Here is a 15,785-nt window from a genome sequence, read left to right on the forward strand (position 1 = left end):
GGGCGGGGATTTACCCCGCCCTTTTATTTACTCGGCCTTGGCCGCTTCCGCTGTTTGGCGACGTTTGCGCATTATGCGCAATACCAGCGGCAGCACCAGGACGGACACCGCCAACACCAGCAAGGTTTGCGCGATGCTGCTGCTCCACAGAATGCCAAACTCTCCGTTGCTGATTGACAGCGCACGGCGCAGGTTCTGCTCCAGCATTTCTCCCAACACGAAGCCCAAAATCAGCGGCGACATCGGGAAGTGCATTTTCCTCAGGATATAGCCAAACACCCCCAGTCCGACCATCAACAGCAGGTCAAAGGTGGTGCTATGCACCGCATAAACACCGACCGCAGACACCGCGGCAATCGCCGGTACCAGGAACCACAGTGGAATGGTCAGCATGCGGGTGAACAGACCAACCAGCGGCAGGTTCATGATCAACAAAATGACGTTGGCAATCAGTAGTGCGGCGATCAGCCCCCAGACAATATCCGGCTGTTCGGTGAACATTGCCGGGCCTGGCGTGATGTTGTACAGCGTCAGTGCGCCCATCATCACCGCCGTGGTACCGGAACCCGGCACGCCTAGCGTCAGCATCGGAATGAACGATCCGCAGGCCGAGGCGTTATTGGCCGCCTCAGGAGCCGCCACGCCACGGATATCTCCTTTACCGAAGGTGTCGCTGTTGCCGCTGATTTTCTTTTCGGTCATATAGGTCAGCGCACTGGCGATGGTGGCACCCGCACCCGGCAGAATGCCGACGAAGAAACCGATCACCGAAGAACGCAGCGTTGGGCCAACACATTCGGCAGCCTCTTTGCGATTAAACAGTAAGCGGCCGGTTTTACGCACCAGCTTCTGCCCGGTGCTGGTACTTTCCAGCATCAGTAAAATTTCACTGACCGAGAACAGGCCGATCACCACCACGATAAACTGTACGCCGTCGGAGAGATGAACGCTGTCGAAGGTGAAACGATAAACACCGGTATTGGCATCTACCCCGACCGTCGCCAGCCCCAAACCAATCAGCGCCGCCAGCAGCGACTTCAGCGGGTTCTGGCTCATCATGCTACCCAGGCAGGCGATGGCGAATACCATCAGGGCAAAATATTCCGCCGGGCCGAACGCCAGTGACCAGCGTGCCAGCAGCGGGGCAAACAGGATAATGCCACCGATAGCGATCATCGAACCGATGAAAGAACTTACCGCCGAGATTGATAGCGCCACACCGGCGCGGCCCTGTTGCGCCATCGGATAACCGTCCAGTGCGGTCATGATCGCCGCCGCGTCACCCGGTACGTTGAGCAGTATCGAGGAGATACGACCGCCGTACTCGCAGCCGATATACACCGTCGCCAGCAGGATCAGAGCGGACTCAGCCGGCAGTTTGAGAGCGAATGCCAGAGGCAGCAAAATAGCCACGCCGTTGATCGGCCCCAATCCCGGCAGCAGTCCGACAATGGTGCCAACGAAGCAGCCGATCAGGGCGATAATCAGGTTCTGTGGCACCAACGCCACCTCGAACCCTTGAGTCAAATACATCCAGGTTTCCATCGTCGCCCCCGTTAGCTCAGCCAAACGCCGAGTGGCAGTGTCACATCAAGTAAGCGGTCAAAGGCGTAATACAGCGCCACGCCCATCACCACGCCGGACACCAAGGCCGCTTTCAGGCTGGCCTGGAACAGCAGGCCAATGCTGAAGGTCAGCAGTGCGGTTGCCAGCGGGAAGCCCAGCCATTCGAAGCCCCAGGCGTACAGCACCAGGGTTATTACCAGCACCAGCAGGCGTTGCATCACCTTGTTATGCGGCCATTCAACCACCTGCGGCTTATTCAGCAGCAATAACGCTGCGCACAGCGCCATCAGGCTGAGAATTGCCAGCGGGAAGGGACGGGGTCCCAGCGGCTCGTAGCTGTATTCGCTCTGAATACCCCAGCCGATAAACAGGCCGCTGATGCACAGCAGCAGCCAGAAACCGGCGAAAATGCGATCGCTCATGGTAGCCTCCGGTTACTTGGCCAGACCGAAAACTTTGGCCTGTTCGCGGTACTGATTGACCTGGTTTTTCACGTAGGCATCCAGTTCCTTGCCGGCCAGGTTGAATTCAAACAGACCGCGCAGATCGCGTTGTTTTTTGAACTCGTCGGTTGCCATCATTTTTTGGAAGGTGTCGAGCCACCACTGGTACTCCTCTTCGTTGACCTTCGGGCCAACGTAGAAACCGCGGATAATCGGCCATACCAGATTGAAGCCTTGCTCTTTAGCGGTTGGCACATTGGCTAACTGGCCCGGCAGGCGTTGATCCGAGTACACCGCCAGCACGCGGATTTTGTCGCCCTGCAGGTAAGGCACCATCTCGCTCAGATCGCCGGAAACGGCCTGAATGTGATTGCCGAGCAATGCGGTAACCGGCTCGCCGCCGCCTTCGAATGCCACGTAACGCATCTTGTGAGGATCGACCCCAACTTCACGGGCCAGCAGGGCGGTTTTCATCCAGTCTTGGCTGCCGATCGAGGCACCGGCGCCGAATACCACGCTGTTCGGATCTTTTTGGAAGGCGTCCATCAGGTCTTTCAGGGTTTTGTAAGGCGAATCGGCACGGACGGCAATCATGCCGTAGTCGGTACCGACGGCGGCCAGCCATTTCACGTCGTCCACGTTATAGCGGCCGAATTTCCCTTGAGAAAGGTTCAGTAACGAGCCACCGGAGAAGGCGACGACCGTGCCGAACTCTGCCGGACGTTGGGCAACGATGGCGTTGTAGGCTACTGCGCCAACGCCGCCGGGCATATAGGTAACGCGCATCGGTTTATCGATGGCTTTGGTTTCCTGCAACGAAACCTGAATCAGCTTGCAGGTCAGGTCAAACCCACCGCCGGGCTTAGCAGGGGCGATACATTCGGTGCGTTTCGGTGCTTCTACGGCAAAGGCCAGATTGGCTGCCAGCAGCAGGGCGGTGGCGGTCAGAGTGTGGGTGATTATTTTTTTCATTGCTTTCCCCAAGGTATTTTTCAGTCGGTGCGGATCCCCGCCGATACGGGTTGCTGGATTGTTAAATCAACAACCTTTCATTTACCTTTCAACCGGCGGAAAAGTTTTCGGGATGTGATATGCATCTCCTGGCTGGGATAATAATGTTGTACTCACCGTCCAGGTTGACCGCTGCACTAACACATGCCACGGGGCAATAACAGCCCGTAAACCTTGCTTAAAGTCTACGTAATATCATTTTTGCCTTTTCGACCTTGGGATAAAATGACTAAAAATAAAATCATGACAGGTGTGCGTTTATGTTTTCATTAGGGAAGTTATTCGGTGGCAGGGAAAGTGATAAAATTAAAGCTATCAAGATGTTGCCGTCGGTGTATGCCGGCATTTATGGAGAGGAAGGCGAGTGCCGGTTGAAACGTCTGCGTCCGGAACTCGGTGTTTTTGAGCTGCATTTCGCCGATCCCAAAGGCGATAAATACGTATGCCCTATGACGGCTTGTATTACCGGTATTGATATTGTGTTTGCCGCCAATAATCGCTCGGTATTGGTTTCCCCGCCGTTCACGCCAGCCAAATTGCAGCCGGTGTTGGATATTGCTCTGGCCTACAGCGAAAAATAACGGCGAACCAACGCAATCAACCGCAGTGGCTGGCCGACTGTGGTTTATTGCGTGTTGCAATTGTGCCCCAGCTCCCAAAACTGACCCGGTGTAACTCTTCTTTCCCTGCGTTTTCCATGCCATCCTGCTGTTATAAATATGTTAATTGACCGTCGTCCTGGCCTGATTGTTATTTCACACAGAGCATAGGCATAGGTAAATCAATGGAATGGAAACATGCGTCTGTTATTGGTTGAAGACCATCCCGAGCTATCCCACTGGCTGCAAAAGGCGTTAACCGGCGTCGGTTTTGCTGTTGACGTTGCGCCGGACGGACTGGCAGCCGACCACCTGTTGTTAAACGAGACCTATGCGCTGGTGGTACTGGATGTCGCGCTGCCGCGGCTTAATGGTCTGGAATTGTTGGCCCGACTGCGCAAACGCGGGCAGGATTTGCCGGTACTGTTGCTGACGGCCAGAACCGACGTTACCGATCGCGTCAAGGGGCTGAATCTGGGGGCCGACGACTACCTGACCAAGCCGTTCGAACTCGATGAATTGGAAGCGCGCATTCGGGCGTTGCTGCGCCGTAGCGTTGGCGTCACTCAGCAGGCGTTGCAGTATGGCGCGCTAACCTATCACGATGAAGGTTATTTCCAACTCGACGACAAGCCGCTGCAGTTGACGCCCCGAGAGTTGGCGGTGCTGACCGCTTTGATCCACCGGCGTGGCCGCCCGGTTGCCAAACAGCAACTGTTTGAACAGGTGTTTACCCTGTCCGATGAGGCTAATCCAGAAAGCATCGAGCTGTACGTTCATCGGCTGCGGAAAAAGCTGCAGGGCAGTAATGTGGCGATCATCACTCTGCGTGGTCTGGGCTACAGCCTGGAGCTTTGCAATGAGGTGGTTTAACGCACCGCGATCGCTGTTTTATCAACTGTTATTGTTCTTTGGCCTGCCGTTGTTGGTGCTGGGCGGTATCTCGATTTATACCCACTACTTCAGTGCGATGAATGCCGCTACGCTGGCCTACGATCGCACGTTGCTGGCGTCGGCACGTACCGTGGCGGAAAGACTGGTAGTGCGCAATGGTCGACTGGAAGCGGACGTGCCCTATGTGGTACTCGACAGTTTCGAGCGCAACATGAACGATCAGCTTTATTACGAAGTGATCTCCCCGCAGGGCGACAGTATTTCAGGCTATAACGATTTACCGCCGATGCCGCCCCATATCCTGCGTTCCAGCCTGTATCCGGCGCTGGTCCATTTTTATGATGCGCAATATCGCGGCCGACCGATTCGCGTGGCCGCGCTGTACCAGCCGATTAACGAATCCGGCGTTATGGGCATGGCGACCATTCTGGTCGCGGAGACGCTGGAATCACGGCGCTATCTGGCGCGGCAAATGATGCTTTCCGCTTTGCTCAGCCAGGGAACGGTGGTGGTTTTGACCATGCTCCTGGCCTTCGCGCTACTCAAGCGGGTGCTGAAACCGATGCGTAAGCTTTCCGGTATCATGCTGCGGCGCGATCCGGGCGAACTGACGCCGTTGCCGATGGTGTTGCCCTGGTCGGAAATGCAGCCGCTGTTGCTGGCATTCAACCGTTATATTGAACGACTGCGGCTGATGGTGGCGCGTCAGGAGCGTTTTAGCGCAGACGCTTCGCACCAGCTACGCACGCCGTTAACCGTGCTGAAAACTCAGGTGGGGGTGGCACTGGCCAGTGATCAACCGCAGCAGTGGCGGGAAAGCCTGCTAGCGATGAGCAGCACGCTGGATAACACCGTGGCACTGACCGATCGCCTGCTTTATCTTTCCAGACTTAAAGCCCATGAACACCAGGCTGACCACCAGTTACAGCCGGTGAATCTGGCGCAGGTTCTGCGCGATGCCTGTTTTTCACGGCTGCCGCAGGCGCGCAGTAAGCGCATCGATCTGGGGTATGAGGGGGAATCAGTCTGTTGGGTCGGTGGGGAGGTGTTACTGCTGACTGAATTGTGCGCCAATCTGCTTGATAATGCGCTGAAATATACTCCGAATCAGAGCACGGTTACGGCCCGGTTAAGCATCGATAAGTTGGCTGGGGAGTGCGTGCTGGAAATTGAAGACAGCGGTCCGGGGATTGCCGAGCAGGACACGGCGCAGGCGCTGCAGCCGTTTCATCGGCTGGATAACGTGGGCAATCAGCCCGGTGCCGGTTTGGGGTTGGCGCTGGTGAGCGACATCACCCGTTATCACGGCACCCGCCCGGAGCTGCTGACCTCGGCCACCCTCGGGGGCCTGTTGGTGCGGGTGCGTTTTCAATTGCTGCCTTAGCTTTCACACTCTGTGGTTTGCTTGGCCTTGCGGCCCAGAGGTGTGCGCAGACGCTGCGACAGGATCACCCCCAACAGGGTGATGCCGCCACCGAGCAAATGGTAGCTGTGCAGATGTTCATGCAGGAACACTACTGCAATGATGGCGGTAAATACCGGAGCCAGATTCATAAAGATCGACGCGGTATTGGCACCCAGGCGCATCACGCCGTGGATCCACAGATATGGCGCGATGATCGAGGCCGGGATACCGGCGAATAGCACCAGCGGAATATTTTGGCGGGTCAAGGCAACGTCCTGCGCCATCAGGAAGTTAGGCAGCAGCAACACCACGCCGAACAGGATCTGCACATACAATGATTGCCAGTTTGGCAGCGCAATCGCCCAGCGCTTGGTCAGAACGCCGTACAGCGCATAGGCGGCGGTGGCGGCAAACATCATCAACTCGCCTTTGCCTATGCCATGTTGCAGCAACTCGGCTGGATTACCAGCGCTCACCAGCCAAATCAAACCGGCCAGCGACAACAGGCTGCCGATCGCAATACCCACCGTCGGTGCCACTCGCAGCAGCACTATGCTGATCAGAATAGTCAGTAACGGGATCAGGGAAACAATAATCCCCATAAACAACGCGCTGACGCTGTGGGCCGCGTAATAAGCCAGACTCTGGTACAACACCATACCCAGCATGCCGAGGATCATTAATTTCCACCAGTTGGCGCGTATCGCCGCCCAGTGGCGGATCACGCCGGGCAACACGAAAGGCGTCAGCGTGATCAGCGCCAGTAACCAGCGATAGAAGGAGATGGCGGCCGGATCAATGGCGGTAGCGGAGAGCTTGCTGACCACGGCATTAATGGACCAAATCAACACCGCCAGCAGGGGGAATAGCATATTCATTATAATTATTCTCATTAACAACGGACATGCTGGCTAGTTTACCCGTGTCCGGTTTATTATATATAGTGATATCCAGACAATATTTGCCCTAAACAAGACAAGTCACGGGACGAAACCATGCCAGAAATCCGTCATTACCCCGGATCACTGATCCCGGCACCACGTCCGGTGCAGTTCCGCTGCGAGGAATTCAACGCCCGTACGGAGTTCCAGCCGCACCGGCACAGTTGGGGGCAACTGATGTGGGTCAAGGCCGGTGTTATGGTGCTGCGCATCGGCGGTCAACGTTTTCTGGCACCGCCGGAATTTGTGCTGTGGGCGCCGGCGGAAATTGAACACTCTTGTTATAACCAGCGCTTGGCGCAGTGCCGCATGGTCGATATTGCGTTGCCGCTGTGCGCCGGGATGCCGGTCGATCCCTGTCTGGTCAGCGTGACGCCCATTTTCCGCGCCATTGCCGAAGATTTTTACGCACGCAAACAATATATCCCACAGAGTAAACAGGACTTGCGCCTGTGCCGGGCGCTGATCGACCAACTGCATCTGTCGCCGGTTCAACAAACCTACCTGCCGTCATCCGAAGACAAATTCCTGGCACCGGTGCTGGAGGCGCTGGAACACTGTCCTTCGGACAATACGTCGCTCGCCAACTGGGCTGCCCGGGTATATACCACCGAACGTACGCTGTCGCGCCGTTGCCAGCAGGATCTGGGCATGTCATTTAGCGAATGGCGCCAGCGTTTGCGTTTCCTACATGCCGTGTCCCTGCTGGAACAGGGCAAAACCGTGCAGGAGGTGGCGCTGGAGGTAGGGTACAGCTCGGCCTCGGCGTTTATTGTCATGTTCCAGCAAATCGCCGGTACCACCCCCGAGCGCTTTCGCCGGGCCTGATTCAGTGGCACACTATTTCCCAGATAACTCTTCATACTTGACGCCGCCTCTGTGTTGGCTGCGAGCACTCACCCCAGTCTAAGCTCCTGGGGACTCCTGCTCTTACCGCCTTGATGCAGCGCCAATTATTTTGGGTATAAATAGCCGTAAACCGTCGGAGCAATAAGTGAAAATCCTGGTTGATGAAAATATGCCGTACGCGACTGATTTGTTCAGTCGTTTGGGGAATGTGCAGGCGGTACCTGGCCGCCCGATCCCGAGTGATGCGCTGGCCGATGCCGATGCGCTGATGGTGCGTTCGGTGACTAAAGTGAACGAGGCCTTGCTGGCCGGTACCCGCATTGGTTTTGTCGGCACCGCGACCGCCGGTACCGACCACGTAGACGACGTTTGGCTGCAACAGCAGGGCATCGGTTTTTCTGCGGCACCGGGCTGCAACGCCATTGCGGTAGTGGAATATGTGTTCTCCGCGCTGATGCTGCTGGCCGAACGCGATGGTTTCCAACTGCGGGATAAAACCGTCGGTATTATCGGCGTCGGCAACGTAGGTTCACGCCTGGATGCCCGCCTGAAAGCCTTGGGCGTCCGTACCTTGCTATGCGATCCGCCGCGCGCTGAACGCGGTGATGCTGGTGAGTTTTGGCCGTTGGAAAAGCTGGTGGCAGAAGCCGACGTGCTCACTTTCCATACGCCATTGAATAAATCCGGCCCTTATAACTCGCTGCATCTGGTGGACGCAGAATTGCTTTCGGCGTTGCCGGACAATCGCATTCTGATCAACGCCTGTCGCGGTGCAGTGGTGGACAATGCTGCGCTGTTGCAGGCATTGGAGAAAGGCAAAAAACTGAGTACCGTGCTGGACGTGTGGGAGCCGGAACCGGAGCTTTCGCTGCCGTTGCTGGCACGGGTGGATATTGGCACCGCGCATATTGCCGGTTACACGCTGGAAGGCAAGGCACGTGGCACCACTCAGGTGTTTGAAGCCTTCAGCCGCCACTTGGGCCAGCCGCAACAGATCGAGCTGGCCTCGCTGTTGCCGGTGCCTGAATTCAGCCAGGTCCAACTCAATGGGCCGCTGGACGAAGGCAAATTAAAACGATTGATGCACTTGGTGTATGATGTGCGCCGCGATGATGCGCCGCTGCGCAAAGTGGCCGGGCAACCGGGCGAGTTTGATCGTCTGCGCAAGTATTACCAGGAACGCCGCGAATGGTCTTCATTACGCGTCCAGTGCGATGACAGCGCCAGTGCGGAGCTGCTGCACAAGCTGGGTTTCCTGACGGCATAAGGCTTTCTTAAGCCACAACGACTAATTTTGTTATCAGGGCGGTGCAGTAGCCGCCCATCTGCATTTGAATAAATACTCTGGAGAAACCCAATGTCTGACGGCTGGAATATCGCTCTGCTTGGTGCCACTGGCGCGGTAGGTGAAGCGTTGCTGGAATTATTACAGGAACGCCAGTTCCCGGTGGGCGAACTCTATCCATTGGCAAGTGAACGCAGCGCCGGTGCCACGGTGCGCTTCAACGGCAAATCGGTACTGGTGCAAAACGCGGAAGAATTTGACTGGTCACAGGCGCAGTTGGCTTTCTTCGTCGCCGGTACCGAAGCCTCGGCTCGTTACGCGGAAGAAGCCGGCAACATGGGCTGCCTGGTGATTGACACCAGCGGCCTGTTTGCGCTGGAGCCGGACGTGCCGTTGGTGGTCCCTGGGGTGAACCCGCAGGTGCTGGCGGATTACCGTAACCGCAATATCGTTGCCGTGGCCGATAGCATGGTCAGCCAACTGCTGACCGCAATCAAACCGCTGACCGAACAGGCCGGGCTTTCCCGTCTGCACGTCACCACCCTGATGTCGGTATCGGCACGCGGCAAAGTGGCGGTTGACGATTTGGCTGGCCAAAGTGCGCGCCTGCTGAACGGCATTCCGGCTGAAGCGGGCGTTTTCGCCAAGCAGTTGGCGTTCAACCTGTTGCCGTTGCTGGTCGACGAACAGGGCAGCGTGCGTGAAGAGCGTTTGATTGTCGATCAGGTACGTAAAGTGCTGCAGGACGAAGGGCTGCCGATTTCCGTGAGCTGTGTCCAGTCGCCGGTGTTCTACGGCCATGCGCAGGTAGTTCACCTGGAAGCGTTGCGCCCGATGTCTGCGGAAGAAGCGCGCAGCGAGCTGGAACAGGTGGATGATATCCAACTGAGTGAAGAAGACGACTACCCGACCCAGGTGACGGAAGCGTCTGGCAGCGATGCGTTGAGCGTCGGCTGTTTGCGTAATGACTATGGCATTCCGGAAATCCTGCAGTTCTGGTCGGTGGCCGACAATGTGCGTTTCGGTGGCGCGCTGATGGCGATCGAAACTGCAGAACGTCTGGTGCAGGAGCAGATGTACTGATGTCTGAAGTTGCCTTACCCACCCAGCCGACGTTGAAAATCGCGCTGGGGATTGAATATGACGGCAGCCAGTATTACGGCTGGCAGCGTCAGCAGGAGGTTGCCAGCGTGCAGGCCTGTCTGGAAAAGGCGTTGAGTAAGGTAGCGGATGCACCGATCAGCGTGTTGTGCGCCGGACGTACCGACGCCGGGGTGCATGCTACCGGTCAGGTTGTGCATTTCGAAACTACCGCGCAACGCAAGGACGCGGCCTGGACGATGGGCGTTAACACCCACCTGCCGCCGGATATCGCCGTGCGTTGGGTGACTGGCGTGCATGAAGATTTTCATGCGCGTTTCAGCGCGACTGCGCGTCGTTACCGCTACATTATTTATAACCATCGCTACCGCCCGGCGGTATTACAGCAGGGGATGACCCATTTTTATCACCCGCTGGATGCCGAACGGATGGAAAGGGCGGCGCAGGCGCTGCTGGGCGAGAACGACTTTACTTCGTTCCGCGCCGTGCAATGCCAGTCGCGTACGCCGTGGCGTAACGTAAAACACGTTAAAGTTACGCGCTACGGTGAGTATATTGTGGTAGATATCAAGGCGAATGCCTTTGTACATCATATGGTTCGCAATATTGTCGGTAGCCTGATGGAAATTGGCTGCGGCAATCAGGATGAGAACTGGATGGCCGAGTTACTGGCACTGAAGGATCGTAATCTGGCTGCGGCGACGGCGCGGGCCGACGGGTTATACCTGGTTAGCGTCGATTACCCTGAGCACTTTGCCCTACCCCGGCCGGCAATGGGGCCACTGTTTTTACCCGACGATTAAACGCCGGCGCGCCTGACGCGTTGTTCCCTTGTGTACCTACCGGGTGGGTGAGACACCCGGTAAAAGAGAGAACCTATGGACATCATCAAGTTTGTAATTGATTTTATTCTGCATATTGACGTGCATCTGGCAGAACTGGTGGCGCAATACGGTATGTGGGTGTACGCCATTTTGTTCCTGATCCTGTTTTGCGAAACCGGGCTGGTGGTGACACCTTTCCTGCCGGGCGATTCTCTGTTGTTTGTGGCCGGTGCTCTGGCGGCATTGCCGACCAACGATCTGAATGTACATGCCATGGTCGCGTTGATGATAGGCGCGGCAATACTCGGCGATGCGGTGAACTACACCATTGGCCGGCTGTTCGGGGAAAAGTTGTTCAGTAACCCGAATTCGAAAATTTTCCGCCGCAGCTACCTGGATAAGACCCACCAGTTTTATGAAAAACACGGCGGGAAAACGATTATTCTGGCGCGATTTGTGCCAATCGTGCGTACTTTTGCGCCGTTCGTTGCAGGTATGGGGCATATGTCCTATCGCCATTTTGCCGCCTACAACGTGATTGGTGCACTGGTTTGGGTGCTGCTCTTCACTTATGCTGGCTACCTCTTCGGCGATCTGCCGGTCGTGCAGGAAAACCTGAAACTGTTGATCGTGGGTATCATCATTGTTTCAATTCTGCCGGGTGTCATTGAAATTTGGCGCCATAAGCGTGCGGCTGCCCGCCAGCAAAAACAGTAAAAACATCGCTTAACCTGTCGGTTCGACCAGTTTTTTGTCCACAGAGTCGGGCCGATATGGTTTAATGAGCGACATTTATGGTCTGTTCCTGTTAACAACCTTGAAACCTGTGCCTTGCTCGCGCGCATGCCGCGTTTTGTCCAGGCATTTTTTCATTGGTGTTCTCGGGGGGATTGTTAAAGCATGAACAGCGGACTGGCGTCTGCCAGGTTCAAACAGAAAGGTCATCGATGAGCTGGATTGAACGAATTCTTAACAAGAGCAATATCACCCAAACCCGTAAGGCGAGTATTCCTGAAGGGGTGTGGACTAAATGCGATAGCTGCGGTCAGGTTCTCTACCGCGCCGAGCTGGAGCGTAATCTGGAAGTGTGCCCGAAATGCGACCACCACATGCGCATGACTGCGCGTATGCGTCTGCATACCCTACTGGATGAAGGCAGTGAAGTGGAGCTGGGCAGCGAACTGGAACCGAAAGACGTTCTGAAGTTCAAGGATTCCAAAAAGTATAAAGACCGCCTGGTTGCCGCACAGAAAGCGACCGGTGAAAAAGACGCGCTGGTAGTGATGAAAGGCACGCTGTACGGCATGCCGATTGTCGCCGCTTCGTTCGAATTTGCCTTTATCGGCGGTTCCATGTCGTCCGTGGTCGGTGCGCGCTTTGTGCGTGCGGTTGAGCAGGCGCTGGAAGACAACTGTCCGCTGGTGTGTTTCTCAGCCAGTGGCGGTGCCCGTATGCAGGAAGCGCTGATGTCGCTGATGCAGATGGCGAAAACCAGTGCCGCACTGGCGAAACTGCAGGAGCGTGGTCTGCCGTACATTTCGGTACTGACCGACCCGACCATGGGTGGCGTTTCCGCCAGTCTGGCGATGCTGGGTGATATCAATATCGCCGAGCCGAAAGCGCTGATCGGCTTTGCTGGCCCACGCGTTATCGAGCAGACGGTGCGTGAAAAGCTGCCGCCGGGCTTCCAGCGCAGTGAGTTCCTGATTGAAAAAGGCGCAATCGACATGATCGTACGCCGTCCGGAAATGCGTCAGACCCTGGCGAGTATCCTTTCCAAGCTGACCAACCAGCCGCAGCCGCATTTCGATGAAGCCGCGCCGGTGTCCGAGCAGGAAAATCAGACCGACGCCTGAGAGCAATAAGTTCCCCGCGCCGGTATCCATCGGCGCGGGGTTCAGCCGCCATTTTGTGGCTAAATGACGGCTGAAAACGGAGAGCATCGCCTTTACCGCGGTGAGGGTGGTGCCCTGATGGATTAATGAACCCAAGTTCAGTGACGGGACTCATGCAAAACCACCAAATTCCCCAAGCCACGTCGCCATTGAGCTCGTGGCTTTTCTATCTGGAACGTCTGCACAGCCAGGCGATCGAACTCGGCCTGGAACGTGTACAGCGTGTTGCGGCGCATCTTGATTTACTCACTCCTGCACCGACGGTATTTACCGTAGCCGGTACCAATGGCAAAGGCACCACCTGTCGCACCCTGGAAACCATCCTGATGGCGGCCGGTTTGCGCGTTGGCGTCTACAGCTCTCCACATCTGGTACGTTACACCGAGCGGGTACGCATTCAGGGCGATGAACTGAGCGAGGCAGAACACTGCCGCTCGTTCGCCGCCATTGAAGCGGGCCGGGGTGAAACTTCACTGACTTACTTCGAATTCGGCACCCTGTCGGCGCTGCAACTGTTCAAACAGGCTAAGCTTGACGTGGTGATCCTGGAAGTCGGGCTCGGCGGCCGCCTGGATGCGACCAATATCGTCGATCCGAGCGTGGCGGTAGTGACCAGCATCGCGTTGGATCATACCGACTGGCTGGGCAACGATCGCGAAAGCATTGGCCGTGAAAAGGCCGGGATCTTCCGTAGCGGCAGACCGGCGGTGGTGGGTGAACCGGATATGCCGGCCACCATTGGGCAGGTAGCGGAAACCCTGGGTGCCCAACTGTATCGCCGTGGCGATGCCTGGACCTTCAGCGAACAGGGCGAACGCTGGCAGTGGCAAGGCGGCGGCACCTTACTGACCGATTTGCCGATGCCCAACGTGCCGTTAGCCAATGCGGCGACGGCACTGGCGGCACTGCATTTTTCTGCGTTGGAAATTGATGAGCGGGCCATCTTCACCGGCTTGCAGCAGGCGACATTGCCTGGACGTTTCCAGATTGTGCGACGCGATCCGATGTTAATCCTCGACGTGGCGCATAATCCCCACGCGGCAGGTTACCTGGCCGGGCGTCTGGCGACCTTACCGTGCAATGGCGGCAAGGTGCGTGCGGTGGTGGGAATGTTGTCGGATAAAGACATCGCCGGCACCCTGGCCTGTCTGAGTGAGCAGGTCGATGAGTGGTATTGCGCGCCGCTGGACGGGCCGCGCGGGGCCAGCGGCGAACTTTTGGCGCAATATTTGACGGAACCGCGGCAGTTTGCCGATGTCGAAACTGCCTGGCGTCAGGCTATGCAGGACGCAGATATTCAGGATATTGTGATCGTCTGTGGATCGTTCCACACCGTTGCACAGGTTATGGCGGCGTTAGACGAGCGGGGAGTGTGAGTGGCAAGTAAATTTCAAAACCGATTGGTCGGTACCGTGATTTTGGTCGCGCTGGGGGTGATTATCCTGCCAGGACTGCTGGACGGTAAAAAGAAACATTATGAGGACGAGTTCGCCGCCATCCCATTGGTGCCGAAGGCCGGTGATGTGGAAGAAAACGACGTGGTGCCACCGGTAAGCCAACCGCTACCGGCGCAGCCGCCGGAAGGGGCGGGGGCACTGGTTGAGCAGCAGGCGGCCAATGAGGCAGCAACGCAGCAGGCAGCTCGCCAACCGACGCAGCAGCCGACATTGGTTACGCCGCCGGTCGAAACCCGTCCACAACCGACGCCGCAGCCGCAGGTGAAGCCTAAACCGGTAGAAACCAAACCGGTGGAAGCGAAGCCAAAACAGGTACCGCAACCGAAACCGGTGGTGAGGCCTGAGCCAACGCCAGTACCCAAGCCTGAGCCTGCACCCGTGCAGAAACCGGCGGAAGAGAAAGCGCCGGCAGGGCAGGCTTATGTGGTGCAGCTTGGTGCGCTGAAAAACGCCGCCAAGGTGAACGAGGTGGTGGCATCGCTCAGGCTGTCCGGCTACCGTGCCTTTACCGTGCCATCAACGCCGGTACAGGGCCAGATCACCCGGATCTACGTCGGCCCGGATGCCTCAAAACAGAAGCTGCAGTCTTCGCTGTCCGCGTTGAATTCGATCAGTGGTTTGAGCGGTCAGGTGAAGCCGTACGGCGTACGTTAAGATTATAGGGCGCAGTATGCTGTGCCTCATAATCGGTACATGCCGATATAATCATTAAAAATAATGTGCCTTTCGTAGTTGAAATGGCCTATGTAGGCGCGGCGATTGGGAATTTTGTTATCGCCGTTTTTTATTTGTAGCGGGGCAGGAAAACCCCTACGCAAACGTTTACGTTTTCTGTTAGAATTCGCCGCGAATTGGATATACCCAAGAGAATTCAAGTTGCATCAAGGCGGCAACTGAACGAATCGCCAGGAGCTTGGTTCACCAAGTGACGGGTGTGAGTAAAGGCAGCCAACGCCGATGCGGCTTGAAGGATGAAGGGTAGGCAGGGGCGATTCATCATTGGAATAGTTCATGGTCTGGATTGATTACGTCATTATAGCGGTGATTGGGTTTTCGGCTCTGGTGAGCCTGATCCGAGGGTTTGTTCGCGAAGCATTGTCACTTGTGACATGGGGATGTGCGTTTTTTGTTGCCAGCCATTTCTACTCTTACCTTGCAGTCTACTTCACTCGTTTTGAAGATGAACTGGTGCGAAACGGCATCGCGATTGCCATCTTGTTTATCGCGACCCTGATCGTAGGCGCTATTGTTAACTATGTGATTAGCTCACTGGTAGAGAAAACCGGGTTATCGGGCACTGACCGGGTGCTGGGCGTCTGTTTTGGCGCACTGCGCGGCGTGTTGATCGTTTCGGCGATACTGTTTTTCCTGGATACCTTTACCGGTTTCTCACAAAGTACCGACTGGAAACAGTCGCAGCTGATCCCCCAGTTCAGTTACATCATCAGGTGGTTCTTTGACTACCTGCAGAGCACGTCGAGTTTCTTGCCGACCCATTTACCGGGGCGGTAGCGC

At 56.5% G+C, this 15,785-nt stretch carries 16 protein-coding genes; 12 read left to right on the top strand and 4 right to left on the bottom strand.

Annotated features, from left to right (window positions below):
* Window positions 1–27: 27 nt before the first annotated feature.
* From ACUTQ5_RS04385 to ACUTQ5_RS04395, 3 genes are read right to left on the bottom strand one after another with little or no spacing between them, the layout of a single operon-like run.
* Window positions 28–1,545, bottom strand: a complete 1,518-nt coding sequence (locus tag ACUTQ5_RS04385) for a tripartite tricarboxylate transporter permease (RefSeq protein ID WP_445650251.1) — start codon at window positions 1,543–1,545, stop codon at window positions 28–30.
* An 11-nt stretch (window positions 1,546–1,556) separates the two neighbouring features.
* A complete protein-coding gene (locus ACUTQ5_RS04390; RefSeq protein WP_445650252.1) occupies window positions 1,557–1,988 on the bottom strand; it encodes a tripartite tricarboxylate transporter TctB family protein in 432 nt (143 codons plus the stop codon).
* Window positions 1,989–2,000: 12 nt separating this feature from the next.
* A complete protein-coding gene (locus tag ACUTQ5_RS04395) occupies window positions 2,001–2,981 on the bottom strand; it encodes a Bug family tripartite tricarboxylate transporter substrate binding protein (RefSeq protein WP_445650253.1) in 981 nt (326 codons plus the stop codon).
* Between the two features lie 299 nt (window positions 2,982–3,280).
* Here ACUTQ5_RS04395 and ACUTQ5_RS04400 point away from each other — a divergent pair, with 299 nt between their 5' ends.
* The 3 genes from ACUTQ5_RS04400 (at window position 3,281) to ACUTQ5_RS04410 (ending at window position 5,897) form a co-directional block, all read left to right on the top strand.
* On the top strand, window positions 3,281–3,601 hold the full coding sequence (locus ACUTQ5_RS04400; RefSeq protein WP_445650254.1) for a hypothetical protein: 321 nt from the start codon (window positions 3,281–3,283) through the stop codon (window positions 3,599–3,601).
* A gap of 216 nt (window positions 3,602–3,817) precedes the next feature.
* Complete coding sequence (tctD, locus tag ACUTQ5_RS04405) at window positions 3,818–4,492, top strand: transcriptional regulator TctD (RefSeq protein WP_445650255.1); 675 nt, start codon at window positions 3,818–3,820, stop codon at window positions 4,490–4,492.
* Window positions 4,479–5,897, top strand: a complete 1,419-nt coding sequence (locus tag ACUTQ5_RS04410) for a sensor histidine kinase N-terminal domain-containing protein (protein ID WP_445650256.1) — start codon at window positions 4,479–4,481, stop codon at window positions 5,895–5,897. Before tctD ends, ACUTQ5_RS04410 begins: the two co-directional genes overlap by 14 nt.
* Here ACUTQ5_RS04410 and ACUTQ5_RS04415 read toward each other — a convergent pair.
* Window positions 5,894–6,796, bottom strand: a complete 903-nt coding sequence (locus tag ACUTQ5_RS04415) for a DMT family transporter (protein WP_445650257.1) — start codon at window positions 6,794–6,796, stop codon at window positions 5,894–5,896. The genes ACUTQ5_RS04410 and ACUTQ5_RS04415 overlap by 4 nt on opposite strands.
* Before the next feature lie 117 nt (window positions 6,797–6,913).
* On the opposite strand from ACUTQ5_RS04415, the gene ACUTQ5_RS04420 reads away from it, so the two are divergent.
* The 9 genes from ACUTQ5_RS04420 (at window position 6,914) to cvpA (ending at window position 15,782) form a co-directional block, all read left to right on the top strand.
* Complete coding sequence (locus tag ACUTQ5_RS04420) at window positions 6,914–7,687, top strand: AraC family transcriptional regulator (RefSeq protein WP_445650258.1); 774 nt, start codon at window positions 6,914–6,916, stop codon at window positions 7,685–7,687.
* Between the two features lie 166 nt (window positions 7,688–7,853).
* The gene (pdxB, locus tag ACUTQ5_RS04425) at window positions 7,854–8,975 is read left to right on the top strand and encodes a 4-phosphoerythronate dehydrogenase PdxB (protein WP_445650259.1); all 1,122 of its coding nucleotides are present in this window, start codon (window positions 7,854–7,856) and stop codon (window positions 8,973–8,975) included.
* 90 nt (window positions 8,976–9,065) lie between these two features.
* Complete coding sequence (locus ACUTQ5_RS04430) at window positions 9,066–10,076, top strand: aspartate-semialdehyde dehydrogenase (protein ID WP_445650260.1); 1,011 nt, start codon at window positions 9,066–9,068, stop codon at window positions 10,074–10,076.
* Entirely contained in the window at window positions 10,076–10,897 is an 822-nt protein-coding gene (gene truA / locus ACUTQ5_RS04435) for a tRNA pseudouridine(38-40) synthase TruA (protein WP_445650261.1), read from the top strand. The genes ACUTQ5_RS04430 and truA overlap by 1 nt, the downstream gene beginning before the upstream one ends.
* 75 nt (window positions 10,898–10,972) lie before the next feature.
* The gene (locus ACUTQ5_RS04440; protein WP_445650262.1) at window positions 10,973–11,635 is read left to right on the top strand and encodes a DedA family protein; all 663 of its coding nucleotides are present in this window, start codon (window positions 10,973–10,975) and stop codon (window positions 11,633–11,635) included.
* A gap of 230 nt (window positions 11,636–11,865) precedes the next feature.
* The gene (gene accD / locus ACUTQ5_RS04445) at window positions 11,866–12,774 is read left to right on the top strand and encodes an acetyl-CoA carboxylase, carboxyltransferase subunit beta (RefSeq protein WP_445650263.1); all 909 of its coding nucleotides are present in this window, start codon (window positions 11,866–11,868) and stop codon (window positions 12,772–12,774) included.
* A gap of 152 nt (window positions 12,775–12,926) precedes the next feature.
* Window positions 12,927–14,189 carry a bifunctional tetrahydrofolate synthase/dihydrofolate synthase gene (gene folC / locus ACUTQ5_RS04450; protein ID WP_445650264.1) on the top strand — a complete coding sequence of 421 codons (1,263 nt, stop codon included), beginning with the start codon at window positions 12,927–12,929 and terminating at the stop codon, window positions 14,187–14,189.
* A complete protein-coding gene (gene dedD / locus ACUTQ5_RS04455; protein ID WP_445650265.1) occupies window positions 14,190–14,924 on the top strand; it encodes a cell division protein DedD in 735 nt (244 codons plus the stop codon).
* Between the two features lie 357 nt (window positions 14,925–15,281).
* The gene (gene cvpA, locus ACUTQ5_RS04460; protein ID WP_012146043.1) at window positions 15,282–15,782 is read left to right on the top strand and encodes a colicin V production protein; all 501 of its coding nucleotides are present in this window, start codon (window positions 15,282–15,284) and stop codon (window positions 15,780–15,782) included.
* Window positions 15,783–15,785 lie beyond the last annotated feature (3 nt).

Source organism: Serratia sp. NA_112.1, assembly GCF_052691715.1.

Excerpts from the sequence above, each read along its gene's own strand:
- ACUTQ5_RS04390 (WP_445650252.1), bottom strand. The coding sequence starts at position 1,988 with ATGAGCGATCGCATTTTCGCCGGTTTCTGGCTGCTGCTGTGCATCAGC.
- truA (WP_445650261.1), top strand. The coding sequence starts at position 10,076 with ATGTCTGAAGTTGCCTTACCCACCCAGCCGACGTTGAAAATCGCGCTG.
- ACUTQ5_RS04430 (WP_445650260.1), top strand. The coding sequence starts at position 9,066 with ATGTCTGACGGCTGGAATATCGCTCTGCTTGGTGCCACTGGCGCGGTA.
- ACUTQ5_RS04440 (WP_445650262.1), top strand. The coding sequence starts at position 10,973 with ATGGACATCATCAAGTTTGTAATTGATTTTATTCTGCATATTGACGTG.
- accD (WP_445650263.1), top strand. The coding sequence starts at position 11,866 with ATGAGCTGGATTGAACGAATTCTTAACAAGAGCAATATCACCCAAACC.
- ACUTQ5_RS04385 (WP_445650251.1), bottom strand. The coding sequence starts at position 1,545 with ATGGAAACCTGGATGTATTTGACTCAAGGGTTCGAGGTGGCGTTGGTG.
- folC (WP_445650264.1), top strand. The coding sequence starts at position 12,927 with ATGCAAAACCACCAAATTCCCCAAGCCACGTCGCCATTGAGCTCGTGG.
- tctD (WP_445650255.1), top strand. The coding sequence starts at position 3,818 with ATGCGTCTGTTATTGGTTGAAGACCATCCCGAGCTATCCCACTGGCTG.
- ACUTQ5_RS04395 (WP_445650253.1), bottom strand. The coding sequence starts at position 2,981 with ATGAAAAAAATAATCACCCACACTCTGACCGCCACCGCCCTGCTGCTG.
- ACUTQ5_RS04410 (WP_445650256.1), top strand. The coding sequence starts at position 4,479 with ATGAGGTGGTTTAACGCACCGCGATCGCTGTTTTATCAACTGTTATTG.
- cvpA (WP_012146043.1), top strand. The coding sequence starts at position 15,282 with ATGGTCTGGATTGATTACGTCATTATAGCGGTGATTGGGTTTTCGGCT.
- ACUTQ5_RS04420 (WP_445650258.1), top strand. The coding sequence starts at position 6,914 with ATGCCAGAAATCCGTCATTACCCCGGATCACTGATCCCGGCACCACGT.
- ACUTQ5_RS04415 (WP_445650257.1), bottom strand. The coding sequence starts at position 6,796 with ATGAATATGCTATTCCCCCTGCTGGCGGTGTTGATTTGGTCCATTAAT.
- ACUTQ5_RS04400 (WP_445650254.1), top strand. The coding sequence starts at position 3,281 with ATGTTTTCATTAGGGAAGTTATTCGGTGGCAGGGAAAGTGATAAAATT.